Origin of the sequence: Sulfitobacter sp. TCYB15 (assembly GCF_040435955.1) — a bacterium.
Taxonomy (GTDB): Bacteria; Pseudomonadota; Alphaproteobacteria; order Rhodobacterales; family Rhodobacteraceae; genus Sulfitobacter; species Sulfitobacter pontiacus.
In genome coordinates this window covers 1,431,064-1,447,913 of record NZ_CP159193.1, presented here as the reverse complement: position 1 = coordinate 1,447,913, position 16,850 = coordinate 1,431,064, and the positions used below count along the sequence as shown (strand labels likewise).

19 protein-coding genes are annotated in these 16,850 nt (G+C 61.6%); 12 read left to right on the top strand and 7 right to left on the bottom strand.

Annotated elements, in window-relative coordinates; all coding sequences use genetic code 11:
• Positions 1-95: 95 nt before the first annotated feature.
• The 4 genes from ABM428_RS06920 to ABM428_RS06905 all read right to left on the bottom strand — a co-directional run bounded on the left by ABM428_RS06920 (position 96) and on the right by ABM428_RS06905 (position 2,860).
• The gene (locus ABM428_RS06920; protein ID WP_353628339.1) at positions 96-1,097 is read right to left on the bottom strand and encodes a GGDEF domain-containing protein; all 1,002 of its coding nucleotides are present in this window, start codon (positions 1,095-1,097) and stop codon (positions 96-98) included.
• 44 nt (positions 1,098-1,141) lie between these two features.
• Positions 1,142-1,738: a heme NO-binding domain-containing protein gene (locus ABM428_RS06915; protein WP_306285748.1), complete on the bottom strand. Its 597-nt coding sequence runs from the start codon at positions 1,736-1,738 to the stop codon at positions 1,142-1,144.
• Positions 1,739-1,856: 118 nt separating this feature from the next.
• Entirely contained in the window at positions 1,857-2,564 is a 708-nt protein-coding gene (locus ABM428_RS06910) for an HAD family hydrolase (RefSeq protein WP_353628322.1), read from the bottom strand.
• A gap of 2 nt (positions 2,565-2,566) precedes the next feature.
• Positions 2,567-2,860, bottom strand: a complete 294-nt coding sequence (locus ABM428_RS06905; protein WP_009826578.1) for a DUF3572 domain-containing protein — start codon at positions 2,858-2,860, stop codon at positions 2,567-2,569.
• A gap of 89 nt (positions 2,861-2,949) precedes the next feature.
• On the opposite strand from ABM428_RS06905, the gene ABM428_RS06900 reads away from it, so the two are divergent.
• Both ABM428_RS06900 and ABM428_RS06895 read left to right on the top strand, forming a co-directional pair.
• Entirely contained in the window at positions 2,950-4,365 is a 1,416-nt protein-coding gene (locus ABM428_RS06900; RefSeq protein WP_132996859.1) for a diguanylate cyclase domain-containing protein, read from the top strand.
• 108 nt (positions 4,366-4,473) lie between these two features.
• Complete coding sequence (locus tag ABM428_RS06895) at positions 4,474-5,400, top strand: DMT family transporter (RefSeq protein ID WP_132996860.1); 927 nt, start codon at positions 4,474-4,476, stop codon at positions 5,398-5,400.
• Here ABM428_RS06895 and ABM428_RS06890 read toward each other — a convergent pair.
• Positions 5,333-6,025 carry a thiamine diphosphokinase gene (locus tag ABM428_RS06890; protein WP_132996861.1) on the bottom strand — a complete coding sequence of 231 codons (693 nt, stop codon included), beginning with the start codon at positions 6,023-6,025 and terminating at the stop codon, positions 5,333-5,335. The two genes, ABM428_RS06895 and ABM428_RS06890, sit on opposite strands and share 68 nt — an antisense overlap.
• A gap of 137 nt (positions 6,026-6,162) precedes the next feature.
• Between ABM428_RS06890 and ABM428_RS06885 the strand changes: the two genes are divergently transcribed.
• The gene (locus tag ABM428_RS06885) at positions 6,163-8,355 is read left to right on the top strand and encodes a hypothetical protein (RefSeq protein WP_353628321.1); all 2,193 of its coding nucleotides are present in this window, start codon (positions 6,163-6,165) and stop codon (positions 8,353-8,355) included.
• A 105-nt stretch (positions 8,356-8,460) separates the two neighbouring features.
• Here ABM428_RS06885 and ABM428_RS06880 read toward each other — a convergent pair whose 3' ends face one another.
• Entirely contained in the window at positions 8,461-8,691 is a 231-nt protein-coding gene (locus ABM428_RS06880) for a DUF2842 domain-containing protein (RefSeq protein ID WP_353628320.1), read from the bottom strand.
• A 54-nt stretch (positions 8,692-8,745) separates the two neighbouring features.
• Positions 8,746-10,041 carry an adenylosuccinate synthase gene (locus tag ABM428_RS06875; RefSeq protein ID WP_353628319.1) on the bottom strand — a complete coding sequence of 432 codons (1,296 nt, stop codon included), beginning with the start codon at positions 10,039-10,041 and terminating at the stop codon, positions 8,746-8,748.
• Positions 10,042-10,256: 215 nt separating this feature from the next.
• Between ABM428_RS06875 and ABM428_RS06870 the strand changes: the two genes are divergently transcribed.
• The 9 genes from ABM428_RS06870 to ABM428_RS06830 all read left to right on the top strand — a co-directional run bounded on the left by ABM428_RS06870 (position 10,257) and on the right by ABM428_RS06830 (position 16,818).
• Positions 10,257-10,652: a DUF6524 family protein gene (locus ABM428_RS06870; RefSeq protein WP_005852469.1), complete on the top strand. Its 396-nt coding sequence runs from the start codon at positions 10,257-10,259 to the stop codon at positions 10,650-10,652.
• A gap of 119 nt (positions 10,653-10,771) precedes the next feature.
• Positions 10,772-11,140 (top strand): preprotein translocase subunit SecG, encoded by a 369-nt coding sequence (gene secG / locus ABM428_RS06865; protein WP_037943847.1) that lies wholly within the window; start codon positions 10,772-10,774, stop codon positions 11,138-11,140.
• A gap of 177 nt (positions 11,141-11,317) precedes the next feature.
• Positions 11,318-12,967, top strand: coding sequence for a CTP synthase (locus tag ABM428_RS06860; RefSeq protein WP_005852465.1), 1,650 nt, complete (start codon positions 11,318-11,320; stop codon positions 12,965-12,967).
• Between the two features lie 24 nt (positions 12,968-12,991).
• Positions 12,992-13,774, top strand: coding sequence for a 23S rRNA (adenine(2030)-N(6))-methyltransferase RlmJ (gene rlmJ / locus ABM428_RS06855; RefSeq protein WP_288959902.1), 783 nt, complete (start codon positions 12,992-12,994; stop codon positions 13,772-13,774).
• Between the two features lie 10 nt (positions 13,775-13,784).
• Positions 13,785-14,078, top strand: coding sequence for a DUF1330 domain-containing protein (locus ABM428_RS06850; RefSeq protein WP_005852461.1), 294 nt, complete (start codon positions 13,785-13,787; stop codon positions 14,076-14,078).
• A 149-nt stretch (positions 14,079-14,227) separates the two neighbouring features.
• Entirely contained in the window at positions 14,228-14,665 is a 438-nt protein-coding gene (locus tag ABM428_RS06845) for a TerB family tellurite resistance protein (RefSeq protein WP_074635615.1), read from the top strand.
• Positions 14,666-14,702: 37 nt separating this feature from the next.
• Positions 14,703-15,143 (top strand): TerB family tellurite resistance protein, encoded by a 441-nt coding sequence (locus ABM428_RS06840; RefSeq protein ID WP_005852457.1) that lies wholly within the window; start codon positions 14,703-14,705, stop codon positions 15,141-15,143.
• A 127-nt stretch (positions 15,144-15,270) separates the two neighbouring features.
• Positions 15,271-16,047 (top strand): ABC transporter ATP-binding protein, encoded by a 777-nt coding sequence (locus ABM428_RS06835; protein ID WP_005852455.1) that lies wholly within the window; start codon positions 15,271-15,273, stop codon positions 16,045-16,047.
• A 36-nt stretch (positions 16,048-16,083) separates the two neighbouring features.
• On the top strand, positions 16,084-16,818 hold the full coding sequence (locus ABM428_RS06830; RefSeq protein ID WP_005852453.1) for a transporter substrate-binding domain-containing protein: 735 nt from the start codon (positions 16,084-16,086) through the stop codon (positions 16,816-16,818).
• The last annotated feature ends 32 nt before the right edge of the window (positions 16,819-16,850 follow it).

Genomic DNA, 16,850 nt, shown 5'->3' with positions numbered 1-16,850 from the left:
ATCTTGAAGCATTGCGCAGATTGAACGCCCGCAGTTCTACAGGCCCCGCAATTATGACGCGTACCAAAGCCAGCACGCCCAGCGCCCGCCGTCATCTACTGCAGCGCGTGTGGTTTCTCCCTCCCCTTCTGCATGGCGTCTGGCACAGTTTCACCGTGCACCGTGTGCCGCGCACGCCCAGCTTGCTTAGAGCGGTAAAGCGCCGCATCGGCGTCCGACAGGACATCTTCGGCCACGGCGTCCTGCCCCGCTTTGACCCATATGCTGCCGATGCTGGCAGAGATCCGGCACGCCGCGTCATCAAATTTGATCGGCTGTTCCAGTCGCGTGATAATCCGTTCGGCGACCTGTGCCAGATGCGCGTTGCCAGCAACGCCAGGCAGCAGCAGGGTAAATTCGTCACCGCCGACGCGGGCGACGGTGTCGATGTCCCTTGTTGCCTCCACCATGATCCGGGCCGCGGTTTGCAACACGTGATCCCCCGCCGCATGGCCCAGGCTATCGTTCACCGCCTTGAAGTAATCCAGATCGATCTGCATCACGGCAAACCCCTTGTTCCCCGCGATTAGCCGGGACAGCACGTGATCCATCGCGCGCCGGTTTTTCAAGCCAGTCAGCGTATCGGTAAACGCTTGCTCCTCCGCCGCGATCTTTGCGACCTCAAGCTTCTGGTTCAGCGCACGCGATGCCGCCATCGCCGCCGACTTTGCCTCCATCAGATAAAGCATCTCGACCGCGAGGTCGGTCGGCGCGAAATCGGCATTGCTCAGGCGATGGGTGCGGACGCCGTTCAGGATCGATATCCCGAATGACAGGTTTATCAGACAGTCGGTTTCCGAGCCTTCCATCTGATCTTCGCCACAAGGCAGCGGGACCAGAACCCCTTTAAAAATCTGCTCGGGCCGGTCATGCAACGCCAGATGCAGCTTGCGCCCCGCCATCGGGCGGATTTGCGCAATACTGTCGGCCATATTCGGTCGGCGCATGACAAACTGGTCGAAAAAATTGCTCCCGATCCAAGTGCCACGATGGCGCAGTTTGTGGATGGTGGGGCCCACATGCCGGATACGTCCGCAGGGCTGCACGATCACATGCATCGGGCATAGCACATTCAATGCCGCCTCATAGGCTGCCCCACCTGTCACCCGCGTGCACCCAGATCAAAGCTGCGCCCCTGCGCGTAGTGCCGGTCAATAATCGTGACGGTAATCACCTCCCCCTCCGGTGGGGCGGCTTTGCAATCGAGCAGGGCCAATGTGCCATAATCATCCGCAATCACCCGCATCACGCCCATCATCACATAGCCAAAGCCTTGAACTTTCCCGCGACAGGTGAGCGTAAAGCGCCAGTCATCAAGCTGCGCGACCTCCATCTGGGGCAGTTGCAGGTCTTCCACGGCGAGGGTGGCACGTTCTGGCAAGTCGTTGAGAGAATGCAAGAACTCTTCAAAATCGTCGCCGCCAAAGCGCAGCAAGCGCCGCACGCCTTCGCGGTCGGGGTTGGACACAAGCCAGGCACCCAGATCCTCCAGAAGATCGGGGATCGAGCGTTTCATCACGGCAGACAGGCGGTTGATAACCCGCGGCGTGATGGCATCGTCATAGGTGAGCATCGGTTCGAAATCCGCCGTGCCCATAACGGCGCAAAGATCGGCGCGCAGGGCGACCTGCGCCCAGACACGGTGGCCAAAGCTATCCAGCACGAACCGTTGGATCGTATGGTTGATCAGCCCGTGCATCGCGCCCCTTTCCGCCGTTTCACGGGGAAGATCGCGGATGGGAGTTAACAAAGACCGAAGGCTAAACCACCGCCGCGGCGGAATGCGCTTTGGTTTTGTCTCAAATGCAATCTAGCTGTCAGCCCTGCGGGTCATGCCTCTGCCAGTCCAGCCACGCGGGCAGATGGCCGATGTCGGGCAGCACCACATCGGCGGCCCCTTCTAGGTCCTGACGTGTGGCCAGCCCCGTCAGCACCGCAACGCAGGCCATACCCGCCGCACGGCCCGCCGCCATATCGTGCAGGCTATCCCCGATCATCGCGACTTCCGACGGGTCCACCCCCACGGCTTTGGCAAACGCCAAGAGCTGCCCCGGCGTGGGCTTTGCACCGTGGCCGCTATCGAAACCTGCGATAAAGTCAAAATATCCGGTCACCCCCGCGCCGCCCAAATGCGCGCGGGCGGGCGCCTCGGCGTCATTGGTGGCGACGCCAAGCACCAGCCCGCGTGCCTTGAACGCCTCTAGCAAGGCAACCAGCGGCACCGCCTCTGCCTGAGGGGCGTTTTCGGCCTCGTGGTTCAGCAGGTCCAAGAGATCCGTCTTCGCCATCTCGACCACATGGGGGGCCAGCGCATCTACGACCTCCCCCGGTGTGCCCGCAATAACGATACTGTCGGGCGAGAATCTCTGCGTCTCGTAATCAAAGCCGATCTGCTGCCCCAGCAAAGCCGCCCTCTCTCCGTCTCCCTTGCTGATCCGGGTCAGGAAAGCATTGGCCCATGCCTCCCATGTGGCGGCGAAGTCGAACAGGGTTCCGTCTTTGTCGAACAGCAGCGCTTTGATCATTTTCAGGTCCAATTCATCTGCGCGCCACCCGGAAGCGACTGACGGGCTTGCATGATACGGTCGTAAGGGATGTTCACGGTATCACAAAACGCCGTGACCCAGGCGTCATCCATCATGATGAAATCCAGAACCGCCCCAAGAAACACCGGATCACCGGCCTGCGTGCGCAGGTCTTCGGCAGATGCGCCCGTTGATCCCATAAAGGTGGGCATCAGGTCTTCGTTCGCGGCCAGCCAGGCCAAGGCCTGCAGGGCGACCGTCTCGGCGGCATCTTGCTTCATCATATTAATTTCCATCACGGTTTCTCAAACGAAACCCTTTGTTAACCAATCACGGCAACAAAGGGCGCTTAAGCCAGTTACACGTGAGTGGAGAATGAAGACAAGTGCCCGGTAAAGTCCTGATTGTGGATACGGTTGCGACCAACCGCATCGCGTTGAAAACCAAACTCATGTCCGCCTCCTACGAGGTATGGCAGGCGTCCACCGTGGCCCAGGCGGTCGACATCTCGCGCCGGTCGGGGCCTGATCTGGTCATCACGGCGCATCATCTGGACGGGCAAGATGCGACGGCCCTATGCACCATGCTCGCGGGGTCGCCGCGCACATCACGGATACCTGTCTTTGCCTTGGCCGATGGCGGTGGCGCGGCGCTGTGTTTGCACCTGCTGGCGAATGGCGCACAGGAAGCGATGGTCAAACCTGTCTGCGACAAGCTGTTTCTGGGACGGGTGCGCAGCATGATACGCGCGGGCCACGGGGCCACCCACACTGCGATGCGGGACGCGATGTGCCCCCCGCTCGGGCTGGAAGAAACCGCCGCCACCTTCACCCGCCCGGGCACGTTCCAGATCGTCAGCCCTGACAAGGCAGAGACACAGGTGCATATCACCCAGCTACGCAAACGTCTGCGGGGGGCTGTCAGCCAGACGACCATCCGCGACGCGTTGACCGGTATCCGGCAGAACGCGCTGCCCGATGTCTTCATCCTGACCCTGACCGGTGTCGAAACGCGCGACGAGGCGCAACTGCGCCTGATCTCGACCCTGCGGGCGAATACGACGACGCGGCACTGCGGTATTCTTGTGCTCCAATCCCGCCCCCACCCCGCCGGTGCCGCCCATGCGCTGGATCTGGGGGCCGACGATCTGATGCAGCATGGTTTTGATATCGATGAACTTTCGCTGCGGCTGACCGGGCTCCTGGCGCGCAAACAGCAGGGCGACACGATCCGGCGTGATGTCAATACACGCCTGCGCGAAGCGGTTTTTGATCCGCTGACAGGAATCTACAACCGCCGGCACGCCCTGTCAGAGGTCGCGCGGCTTGCCGTGCGCACCCGCCGCAAAGGGATACCGCTTGCCGTGATGCTGGCAGACATAGACCACTTCAAACGCGTGAATGACGCATTCGGCCACGCCTCGGGGGACGCCGTGTTGATCGAGACAGCACGCCGGCTGAAATCATGTCTGCGCCCGCTTGACGTTGTCGCCCGCATCGGTGGGGAGGAATTTTTACTCATCCTCCCGGGCATCACAGAGGCAGAGGCCACCCGTATGGCCAAACGCATATGCGAAGCCTACCGCACGACGCCATTTACCATCCCCGCCAGCGCGCAGCCTATCCATGCCACGATCAGCATCGGGCTATGTACCGCACAGCCTGAAACCAGCGACGCCTTCCCTGCCCCACTTGATGCCTCGGCCATCGCGGCAGAGCTGATCGACCGCGCGGATCAGGCTTTATACAGTGCGAAACACCGAGGGCGCGATCGCGTCGGTCTGATCAGGTCAGCGGCGTGAAATCACCCTCTCCCCACGGTTGCAAAGCCGGAAAAATGCCGCCACTCTCGCCGCGATACGCTTGCACATCTGGGACGTATCCCCCTGATCCTCGACAAAGGCTTTGCTATGCTGCCCGATAAACCGATGACCGGTATTGCCATGATGCTTGGCTTTTGCATCGTTGCCCCTGTGGGTGATGCGATTGCGAAACTGCTGGGGTCGTCCGTGCCGCTGGGTCAGGTCGTGTTTATCCGCTTTGCCGTGCAATTGCTGATCTTGCTGCCGCTGGTACTGCTGACGGGCAGGCCGCTGGCGATGCGGGGCCGAACGCTGTGGCTCGCCTTTGTGCGCACAGTGCTGCATGTCATCGGGATCGCGATGATGTTCACCGCGTTGAAATACCTGCCGCTGGCCGATGCTGTGGCGATTATCTTTGTCATGCCCTTCTTTATGCTTCTGCTCGGCAAGTACGTGCTGGGGGAAGAGGTCGGCACCCGCCGGCTTCTCGCCTGTATCGTCGGCTTTTGCGGCACACTGCTGGTGGTGCAACCCAGCTTTGCCGAGGTGGGCTGGCCCGCATTGCTCCCCGTCGGCGTAGCGCTGAACTTTGCGCTGTTCATGCTGGTGACACGGCAGATCGCCAAACACACCGACCCGATCAGCCTGCAAACGATCAGCGGGTTTATCGCCGTGGTGATACTGCTGCCCTTGCTGGGTCTGGGCCAAACCCTTGCGCTGCCCGCCTTGGGCTGGCAGGTCCCTGATGCAAACGCCTGGATGCTGCTGATCGCAATCGGCGTCCTTGGCAGTGTGGCACATCTGCTGATGACATGGTCCTTGCGCTACGCCCCCTCGGCCACGCTGGCACCGATGCAATATCTCGAAATTCCCGTGGCGACGCTGGTCGGGTTGATCGTCTTTGGCGATCTGCCCAATGCGCTGGCGGCGCTCGGGATGGGGATCACCATGGCCGCCGGTCTCTATATTATTCTGAGGGAGCGGGCCACGCAGCGGCGTCTGGCTGCAGCAGCGATTGTGCAACCTGCGGAATGAGCACCCTGGGCACCATCACCAACGCAGCGGGACGATCCACCCTAAGGGTCGCGGGCCCCGTCGCACGGTTCGATGTCCCCAACCGCCCCAGCGGCGAAAGCTCTAGCCCGTCAAGCGGCCACTCAAGCCCGCTGCTTTCCCCGTGGACCGCCGCCAGCGGGTATATCGACACCACATCCTCCGCCCGCGTCGGCAGATCAAGCCGGGGCGGCGCGAGGAAAATCACCTGCTCTCCGGCGATGAGCAGGCAACGCTGGTGCGGATGCCGCGCCAGCGAGCTCAGGGCGGCAAGCTGATGGTCCACGCGCCCGCCCGAAAACCCCACCGCTATGATCAACGGCGCGGCCACCGACCGCAGCGCCTTGTCGAAATCGGTGGTTTCCTGCTCTGCCAGTTTGAACTGCCGCGCGGGCGGGATTTGCGACAGGGTCTCGGGTGTGACAGAATCGAAATCCCCCACCAGCGCCGCGATCTCTACGCCTGCGTCGCGGGCCAGATTTGCACCGCCATCGACCGCCACACACATCGGGGCAAGCTGCAACGCCTCGTTCAGGTCGTTCGGGCCGAGCTCCCCGCCCCCAATGACGGTGACAGGGCTGCGGCTTGCCACAATGGTTGTTTTCACGCGGTTTTACCTCAAATTGGAAACAATGCCGCAATTTTGACATTAAATGATACGTTGCAGGGCACAGATTCGAGCCGAATTGGTCTTGAACCTTATGGTAAACAGTAAGCTGCAAATAGGCAGAGGACGACCATCCGATGATGAATAACAACAAAATTCTGACGGTCTCATACGGCACTTTCTCGTGCACGTTGGAAGGCTTTGACGATTCATTCGGCACCATGAAGGCCATCGCAGAGTATTTCCGCGACCTGTCGTCGGAGGATCGGTATTTCGGTGCGGAACCCGCACAGCCCGATGCGGAGATGCTGGCCCATATCGCCCAGAAAGAAATCTCGCGCCGCGTCGAAGCGCGCCAGCAGGACGGTCAGATCGTCCTGAGCGCGCAGACCCCGGAACAACCCGCAGCGCCAGCGCAGCCCGCCCCGGTGCGCGAAGCAGCCGAAACACCCAAGGCTCCTGCCGCGCCGCAGCCGCAGGTCAGCAGCACCGCTGCCGGTCCGTCCGTGGTGTCGACCTCCTTCGCGCCGCGCCGGCCCAAGGAAATCTCTGCCTATTATGACGCCTACCGCATCAACGCGCTGAAATCTGCCGAGGCAGAGGCCGCACCCGCGCCTCAGGCCGAAGCCGCTGCACCGCGCGACGAGGTGGTCAGCCGTGAAGTTGCCGCGCCAAAGCCCGAAGCCACGCAAGCCGAAGCGGCCCCTGCATCTGCGGCCCCCGCCCCCGAGGTGGATATCGTCCCCGGCCAACCCGACGAAGATGTCGAAGCGTTTTTCGCCGACAGCCCGCGCAACGAGGTGACCGTCGACGACCAAGACGCCGAAATCCAGCCCGTTGCGGCCCCTGTCGTTGATAGCATCGCGGCCAAACTGCAGCGCATCCGCGCCGTGGTCGCCAATCAGGACGCCCCCGCCGCACCGCAGCCTCAGGTCTTTGACGACGAGGACACAACCGACGCAGAAGACAGCACCGACGATGTCATCGCGAACGCGATCAACGACATCCAGGGCGCGCTGGACGCCGACGATACGGTCGAAGACATCGCACAATCCTCCGACCTCGAAGCTGAAGAAGACGTTACCGCCGCACAAGAGAGTGAAGAACAGCACGAAGACGTTGCGGCTGATGAAGTGGCAGAAGCTGACGCCGCGCAGGTTGACGCTGACGAAATCGGTGAAGCCGAAGAAGACACAGCGCCCCGTGGTCGTGTGCTCAAGGTCAAACGCGCCGACATCGACCGTGCCATCGCCGAAGGCGAGCTGGAAGAGGTCGAAGAAGACGCGCCTGCGGTTCTGGAAGAGCCTGAGAAGCCCACCCTGCGTATCCAGCGCGACCCCGAATCGACGCTTTCTGACGAGGATGAAGAAGATCTGGCCCGCGAGCTGGCCGAGCTTGAGGCAACATTGTCCTCCGCCGCTGCCGATACGCTGACCGACGCGCCCGAGGACGCCGAAGAAGCTGTCGCCGATGAGGACGACGCGCCCGAGGAAGAGACCGCCGAGGAAGCCTCGCAGGAAGACACGGCCCAGGAAGAAACCGTCGACATTGATGTTTCCGAGGATGACGCCGAAGAGGTACAGGCCGAGGTCCAAGCCGAAACCGCGGCAGAGCCCGAAGCCGAAGCCCCCAAAGCCGCCCCGCAACGCCGCAGCCTGCCAACGCTCGACGCGGACAGCGGCCCGGATATGAACCGTCTGCTGGCGGAAACCGACAACCAGATGGACGAACCCGAAGCCGCTACACGCCGCGACGCGATCACCCATCTGCGCGCCGCCGTGGCCGCGAAAAAGGCCGATATGGCCCTTGGTGCGCCCGATGCTGCGGAACGCGAAAACAACGCCTACCGCAGCGATCTGGCCGAGGTGGTCAAACCGCGCCGCCCCGCGTCCACCACGGCCCGCACCGAACGCCCCGCCGAACCGCGCCCTGCCCCGCTGAAACTGGTAGCGGCACAGCGGATCGACACGGACCAGCCACGCAATGTGGCCCCCGTACGCCCCCGCCGCGTGGCCGCAGTGGCCCCCGCGCCGGTGCCGCAAGCCGGTGGCTTTGCCGAGTTCGCCGAGGAAATGGGCGCGACCCAGCTTCCCGACCTTCTGGAGGCGGCCGCGGCCTATATGGCCTTTGTCGAAGGCATGGACGATTTCTCGCGTCCGCAGTTGATGAACACCGTACGCCAAGGCGGCGCAGAGGATTTCAGCCGCGAGGAAGGTCTACGCTCCTTCGGTCAGCTGCTGCGCACCGGCAAACTGCAAAAGCTGGAAGGTGGCCGCTTCAAGGCCTCCGAACAGATCGGGTTCCAGCCGGATGCACGCGCCGCTGGCTAAGCGAGCAAAACATGACAACCGAAACGAAAAACGGCCCCCGAGGGGGCCGTTTTTTTATGCGAGAATGATGGTGTGAAACGCTCTAAGACGTGCAGGCGAAACGGGTTATTCCGCGTCGTGATCCGCGTTCGGGTCAGCCTGACCGATCCCCTTGAACACAGATTTGAACGGGATCGCCCAGACCACTCCAAGCGCGATATAGATCACCAGTTCGATCCAGAAGGGTGGCCGGTCAAACAGCGACACGGTGACCACCGCCGCAATGATATAGAGCGGCAGCCCAATCAGCAGAATGACCAGCGCCCACCGGCGGCGTGCTTTATATCCAAGGGCCATTGTGTCGTCCTTTCATCACGTGCCAAGGGCCCCGAAGGGCCCCGGCGTGTCAGATCAATCGGCGAAGGGGTCGGTGACCAGAATCGTGTCTTCCCGCTCTGGCGAGGTGGACAGCAGCGCCACGGGGCACTGGATCAGCTCTTCGACGCGGCGCACGTATTTGATCGCGTTCGCGGGCAGATCGGCCCAGCTACGCGCGCCTTCGGTGCTTTCGGTCCAACCGGGCATTTCCTCGTAGATGGGGGTGCAGCGGGCTTGCTGGTCGGCCGCTGTGGGCAGATAGTCCAACTGCTGCCCGTCCAGCTCGTACCCGGTGCAGATCTTGAGCGTTTCAAACCCGTCCAGCACGTCCAGTTTCGTGAGCGAGATACCGGTGACGCCGCTGGTCGCGCAGGTCTGGCGCACCAAAGCCGCATCGAACCAGCCACAGCGACGCTTACGCCCGGTGGTGGTGCCGAATTCATGGCCCCGCTCGCCCAAACGCTGACCGTCCGCATCATGCAGTTCGGTCGGGAACGGGCCTTCGCCCACGCGGGTGGTATAGGCTTTGACGATGCCCAGCACATAGTTGATCGCGCCCGGTCCGATGCCGACACCTGTTGCCGCCTGCCCCGCAATCACGTTCGACGAGGTGACGAAAGGATAGGTGCCAAAGTCGATGTCCAGCAGCGCGCCTTGCGCCCCTTCGAACAGGATACGCTTACCGGCCTTGCGCTTTTCGTTCATCACCTTCCAGACAGGTGCTGCGTATTCAAGGATCTTCGGTGCGATCTCTTTCAGCAGTTCAACCAGCCCGTCGCGGTCGATGGCTTCGACGCCCAGACCCTTGCGCAGCGGATCATGGTGCTGCAACGCGCGGTCGACGCGGGCTTCAAGCGTGGCTGTATCGGCCAGATCGGCGACGCGGATGGCGCGGCGGCCGACTTTATCCTCGTAGCACGGTCCGATGCCGCGACCGGTGGTGCCGATTTTGGTCCCCTTGGACGCGGCCTCTTCGCGGGCGCGGTCCAGCTCGCCGTGGTAGGGCATGATCAGAGGTGTGTTTTCCGCGATCATCAGCGTTTCCGGCGTGATTTCTACGCCTTGGGCGCGGATCGTCTCGATCTCTTTCAGCAGGTGCCACGGGTCCAGCACAACACCGTTACCGATGACCGAAAGCTTGCCGCCGCGGACAACGCCCGAAGGCAGCGCGTGCAGCTTGTAGACCTTGCCGTCGATGACCAATGTGTGGCCCGCGTTATGGCCGCCCTGAAAACGCGCGATGACATCGGCCCGTTCGCTGAGCCAGTCCACGATTTTGCCTTTTCCTTCGTCGCCCCATTGGGCGCCTACGACTACGACGTTGGCCATGAAGATATTCCTTTAACAGTTCAAATAACCGTGCAAACCCGTGGAGGTATAGCGACGACCGTCGGGGACCGAAACTGTAAAATGCAGCCAAAACGCCGCCGCGTCATTTTTCTGGGCATTTATCAGCTTGGGGCCGTGAAACTTCGCAACGGGCCATAGACTTTGCCTGGGCTGCACCGATATTCCATGCCGGATCAAAGAAGGAAGTACCGCAGATGGGATTCATCATACGTTGGGCCTGCGCCTTTGTCTTGCTGGCCGCGACCTTTAACCCGACCCCCTATAACTATGTCACCTGGGCGCAGCGATACGGGCATATGAACCTGTCCATCGCGGTGCTGCTGGGGCTTTTGCTGTTCATCGGCTACGTGATCTATCTCCGCGCGACGCTACGCTCTATCGGCGGGCTGGGGATGCTGCTGGTGCTGGCGCTGGTGGGGTCAAGCCTTTGGGTGCTTTATGATCTGGGCATCCTAAGGCTGGACAACCGCAGCTTTAACCTATGGCTCGGCCTTGTCGCGCTGAGCTTTGTGTTGGGCATCGGCCTCAGCTGGAGCATCTTTCGCAGGGCGGTATCCGGTCAGGCAGACGTGGACGATGTGGAAACCTGAGGCGGCTTTCACACGGGCTTTCCGCCCAAGCGGCACCGCGGGTGCCAATCCTCCCTTGCCCCCATAGGCAAACTTGCCTAGACACGCCCAAAGTCCAAAACGCAGAGCCGTAGGTACCCATGGAAAATGTAGTCCTGATTGTCCATCTCATTCTGGCCCTTGGCCTGATTGCAGTCGTGTTGCTGCAACGGTCCGAAGGGGGCGGCCTTGGCATGGGCGGCGGCGGTGGCGGCGGAGCCGTTTCCGGTCGCTCGGCAGCCACAGCCATGGGCAAACTGACCTGGGTTCTGGCCGCGGCCTTTATCGTGACCTCGATCACGCTGACCATCATCGCGGCTGAAAAATCTGCCGGTTCTTCGGTTATCGATCGTCTGGGCGGCACGCCACCCGCGCTGAACCAGGGTGACGCACCAGCGCTGCCCGATGCCGACGCGCTGCTGCCACCGACACCTGCGGAAAATACACCGCAAGTACCGACTGCGGATTAATCCAGACACTACAACAGCTTGAGGTTGGGCCAAGATACGCAACAGGATGTTGCGGCTTGGCCTTGCTTTTTCCATCCGAATCCTGTTAGGCTTAAGTCCCGTGATGCTGCGGTTTTCCGCAGCTCAATTGCTTGGCTTTTGCCGCATCAAATCTGAACTCACGGGGGCCTTCATCACATGGCACGCTATATTTTCATCACCGGTGGTGTGGTTTCCAGCCTTGGCAAAGGCCTTGCCTCTGCGGCCTTGGGGGCCTTGTTGCAAGCGCGCGGATACTCCGTCCGTCTGCGCAAACTGGACCCCTATCTGAACGTCGATCCCGGCACGATGTCGCCCTTTGAACATGGCGAGGTTTTCGTCACCGACGATGGCGCCGAAACCGATCTGGATCTGGGCCACTACGAACGCTTTACCGGCGTGGCCGCGCGCAAGACGGATTCGATCAGCTCGGGCCGGGTCTATTCCACCGTGCTCGAGAAAGAGCGGCGCGGCGACTATCTGGGCAAGACCATTCAGGTGATTCCCCACGTCACCAACGAGATCAAGGATTTCCTGCACGTCGGCGATGACGAGGTCGACTTTATGCTGTGCGAAATCGGCGGCACCGTCGGCGATATCGAAGGCCTGCCCTTCTTCGAAGCGATCCGCCAATTCAGCCACGACAAGCCACGCGGCCAGTGTATCTTCATGCACCTCACCCTGCTGCCCTATCTCGCGGCCAGCGGCGAGCTGAAGACCAAGCCGACGCAACACTCCGTCAAGGAACTGCAAAGCATCGGGATCGCGCCGGATATTCTGGTCTGCCGCTCCGAACACCCCATCCCCGAGAAAGAGCGCGAGAAAATCGCCCTGTTCTGTAACGTCCGCAAAGAAGCCGTGGTCGCGGCCTATGACCTGAAAACCATCTATGACGCGCCGCTGGCCTATCATGCGCAGGGTCTGGATCAGGCAGTGCTGGATGCTTTCGATATTTCCCCCGCGCCCAAGCCCGAACTGTCGGTCTGGCGCGATGTCTCTGACCGCGTGCACAACCCCGAAGGCGAAGTGAACGTCGCCATCGTCGGCAAATATACCCAGTTGGAAGATGCCTATAAGTCGATCGCCGAGGCGCTTACTCACGGGGGCATGGCCAACCGCGTCAAGGTCAAGATCGACTGGGTCGATGCCGAGGTCTTTGATCAAAGCGATGATGTATCGGCCCACCTCGAAGGGTTCCACGCAATCCTCGTGCCCGGCGGCTTTGGCGAACGCGGCACCGAGGGCAAGATCAAGGCGGCGCAATATGCCCGCGAGCAGAAAGTCCCCTATCTGGGGATCTGTCTGGGCATGCAGATGGCCGTGATCGAAGCCGCGCGCAACGTGGCCGGTCTGACAACCGCAGGCTCGGAAGAATTCGACCACGAATCCACCGGCAAGAAACGGTTCGAGCCCGTGGTCTACCACCTCAAGGAATGGGTGCAGGGCAACCATAAAGTTGAACGCAAGGTCGACGACGACAAAGGCGGCACCATGCGCCTTGGCGCCTATGACGCGACGCTGAAAGAAGGGTCGAACGTGGCCAAAGTCTATGGCACCACGTCCATCGACGAACGTCACCGCCACCGCTACGAGGTCGATACCGCCTACCGCGAGCAGCTTGAAAAAGCGGGTCTTACCTTTTCGGGCATGTCGCCCGACGGCATGCTGCCGGAGATCGTGGAATGGTCCGATCACCCGTGGTTCATCGGTGTGCAGTTCCACCCCGAACTCAAATCCAAGCCCTTTGATCCGCACCCCTTGTTCAAGGATTTCATCCGCGCCGCCAAGGAAATGTCGCGGCTGGTCTGACCCTCGCGAAAGGCGGCCAACGGCATGCTCAGCTACCAACATATCTACCACGCCGGCAATCTGGCCGATGTTCACAAACACAGCCTGCTGGCGTGGATGTTGGGGTATCTGACCCGCAAGGACAAACCGCTGTCCTATATGGAAACCCATGCGGGGCGCGCGCTGTATGACCTGTCAGACACGCCCGCGCTGAAAACAGGCGAGGCGGCGCAGGGCATTGGCCGCGTGCGCGGCTGGTTCGACGATGCGCATCCTTACGCACAGGTGCTTGACCAGATCACCGGTGAACATGGCGCAGACGCCTACCCCGGTTCGCCCCTGCTGGCGGCCAAGCTGCTGCGCGACAGCGACAGCATCCATCTGGCCGAACTGCACCCCGGCGAACATGCCGCACTTGATCTGGCGATGTCGCCCTATGACGTCAAATGCCACCACCGCGACGGGTTCGACATGGCTTTCGCCCTGACCCCGCCCACGCCGCGCCGTGGCCTGATGCTGATCGACCCCAGCTTCGAGATCAAGACAGACTACGCCGATATCCCGCGCCACATTGGCAAGCTGGCGCGCGCGTGGAACGTCGGCATCATCGCGCTATGGTATCCGATTTTGACCAATAAAGCGCATCAACCGATGCTCAGCGCGCTGATGGGGGCCCACCCCGAGGCCCTGCGTCACGAGGTCAGCTTTGCCCCTGCCCGCCCCGGTCACGGGATGGTCGGGTCAGGCATGTTCGTGCTGAACCCGCCCTTTGGGCTGAAAGAAGAAGCGGCCCGTCTGGCGGCCAAGTTCAAAACCCTACCCCGATAAGGAGCCCCCGATGCCCAAAGGTTACTGGATCGCTAACGTCGACGTGCATGATGCCGAAGTCTACGACAAATACCGCGCCGCCAACGCCAAGCCCTTTGCCGATTTCGGGGCGAAGTTTCTGGTGCGTGGGGCCGCGCCCGACATCCGCGAAGGCACGTCGCACCCGCGCATCGTGGTGATCGAATTTGCCTCGCTGGCCGATGCGGTGGCCTGCTATGAAAGCGAGGGGTATCAGGCGGCCAAGGATATCCGGTCCTCCGTCTCTGACGGGAATCTGGTCATCGTCGAAGGGTATGACGCCTAAGGCCCCGACAGGCCCCCTGACGCCCCCGCCCCGCCTGCCCCTGCGGCATTGCGCTTTTTATACATCACCCCTTTGCGAATATGGGAAAAACGGAACGCTGCGCGCGGAATCGGGTTAGCCTCATGTGCCCGCAAGGATAAAGAGTTGCCATGTTTGAACGTCTATTCCCCCGCCGCAAGCCGGACCCCAAGCCGCTGCCACAGCCGACCCCCCAGCTTGCCCTTGGCGCGTTGCTGGTGCGTGTGGCGCTGGCCGACCGCACCTACCGCGCTGCCGAAGTGGGGCAGATCGACCGCATCCTCGCCCAGACCTTTGGCCTGAAACCGATCGAGGCCGCGAAACTGCGCGCCACCTGCGAAGCGCTGGAACGCCACGCCCCCGGTACGCCCGAATTCGCCCAGATCCTGCGCGAGGAAGTCGCCTATGACGACCGCAAGGCGCTTGGCGATGCGATGTGGTCTGTGGCGCTTGCGGATGGCGCACGTGACGACGACGAAGAGATCCAGCTGCTGGCGATTGAAACCGCGCTTGGCCTCAGCGACGCCGACATGACCGCCGCCCGCGAAAAAGCGCTGAACGCTTTGTGACCTTGGCCTTGCGCCGCAACCGCTCTATATCACGCCCATGTTCGCAGAATTCATCAAACGGCTGACCCAGCCTGATCCCGCCCAGCTTCCCGATGGGGATGCCCGCCTTGCGCTGACCGCGCTTTTGGTGCGCATCGCCAAGTCGGATAATGAATACGCCCCGTCCGAGCGCGCGCGCATCGACCAGATCATCGCGAAACGCTATGCGCTGGACGCTGACGGCACCGCCTCTCTGCGGGCAGACGCCGAAGCGCTGGAGGCCGAAGCCCCCGATACCGTCCGCTTTACCCGCGCGATCAAGGATGCCGTCCCCTATGACGACCGCCTTGCCGTGATCAAAGCCCTGTGGGAGGTCGTGCTGGCCGATGGCAGCCGCTCTGACGAGGAAAACGCATTGCTGCGTTTGGTGGCCAACTTGCTGGGGGTCACAGACACCGACAGCGCCATCGTGCGCAAGCAGATTGAAGACAAAGACTAGTTTACGCGCAGGCGGTGAATTTACGCGGGGTCAAGCGTTGAATTATTGGGCAAAACCCAAGTTCTGGATTGCAAATCCCCCTTGAAATCACCTTAACTTGCTGCGGAATGCACAATAAGGCAGCACAGTGACAGATCAGCCCCCCGTTATTGAGATCAACAATCTTCACAAGGCTTATGGCCCTCTGGAGGTGCTCAAGGGGGTGTCGGTCAAGGCCCCGCGCGGGCACGTCATCTCGCTGATCGGGTCGTCCGGCTCCGGCAAATCGACGCTGCTGCGCTGCTGCAACCTGCTGGAAGACAGCCAAGAGGGCGATCTGCGCTTCAACGGCGAGGCCGTCACCTGGAAAGGCACCGGCCACCACCGCCGCCCTGCCGATCCAAAACAGGTGCTGCGCATCCGCACGAACCTGTCGATGGTGTTCCAACAGTTCAACCTGTGGTCCCATATGACGATCCTGCAAAACGTGATGGAGGCCCCGCTGACCGTCCTGCGCCGCGACCGTGCCGAGGTTGAGGCCGCCGCGCGGGCCTATCTCGACAAAGTGGGTATTGGCGACAAATGCGATGTCTTTCCAGCGCAACTGTCGGGCGGCCAGCAACAGCGCGCCGCCATCGCACGCGGGCTGTGTATGGAGCCCGAAGCACTTCTATTCGACGAACCGACCTCGGCGCTGGACCCCGAGCTTGAGCAAGAGGTCGTCAAAGTCATCAAGGATCTGGCCGCCGAAGGGCGGACCATGATGATCGTAACCCATGATATGAAACTGGCGGCCGATGTCTCGGATCACGTCGTTTTCCTGCATCAGGGTTTGATCGAAGAACAAGGGGCCCCCGAAGACCTGTTCGGCGCCCCTAAATCAGAACGTCTGCGCGGGTTCCTCTCGGCCACTCACGCAGAGTAAAACCACCTAAAAACAATAAACTGGGAGACTTCAAAAATGAAAACACTCGTTCTTGCAACCGCCGCACTGGCGCTCAGCACCGGTTTCGCCATGGCAGACGCCCACGGCAAAACCATCCGCATGGGGACCGAAGGGGCCTACCCTCCCTATAACTTCCTGAATGACGCGGGCGAAGTAGACGGCTTTGAGCGCGAAGTCGGTGACGAGCTTTGCGCCCGTGCCGAGCTGACCTGCGAATGGGTCACCAACGAATGGGACAGCATCATCCCGAACCTGACATCGGGCAACTACGACACCATCATCGCCGGTATGAGCATCACCGACGAGCGTGAAGAAGTGATTGATTTCACACAGAACTACTTCCCGCCCGCGGCGTCCGCCTATGCGGCGAAATCGGCGGATGCCGATGTGATGGGCGGTGTTGTTGCAGCACAGACCAGCACGATCCAGGCCGGTCACGTGGCTGAATCCGGTGCCACCCTGCTGGAATTCGCCACCTATGATGAAACCGTCGCAGCCGTGAACAATGGCGAAGCGGATGCGGTTTTCGCCGACAAGGACGCGCTGGTCCCCACGGTCGAGGAATCCGGCGGCGAGATGGTCTTCGTCGGTGACGACGTGCCACTGGGCGGCGGCATCGGCCTTGGCCTGCGCGAAAGCGACACAGAGCTGAAAGCGAAATTCGACGCCGCGATCCAGTCCATGAAGGACGATGGCAGCCTGAACAAGCTGATCATCAAATGGTTCGGCGAAGACGCCAATACATTCTGATCTTGATCGGGGCGGCGCAGATGCCGCCCCTT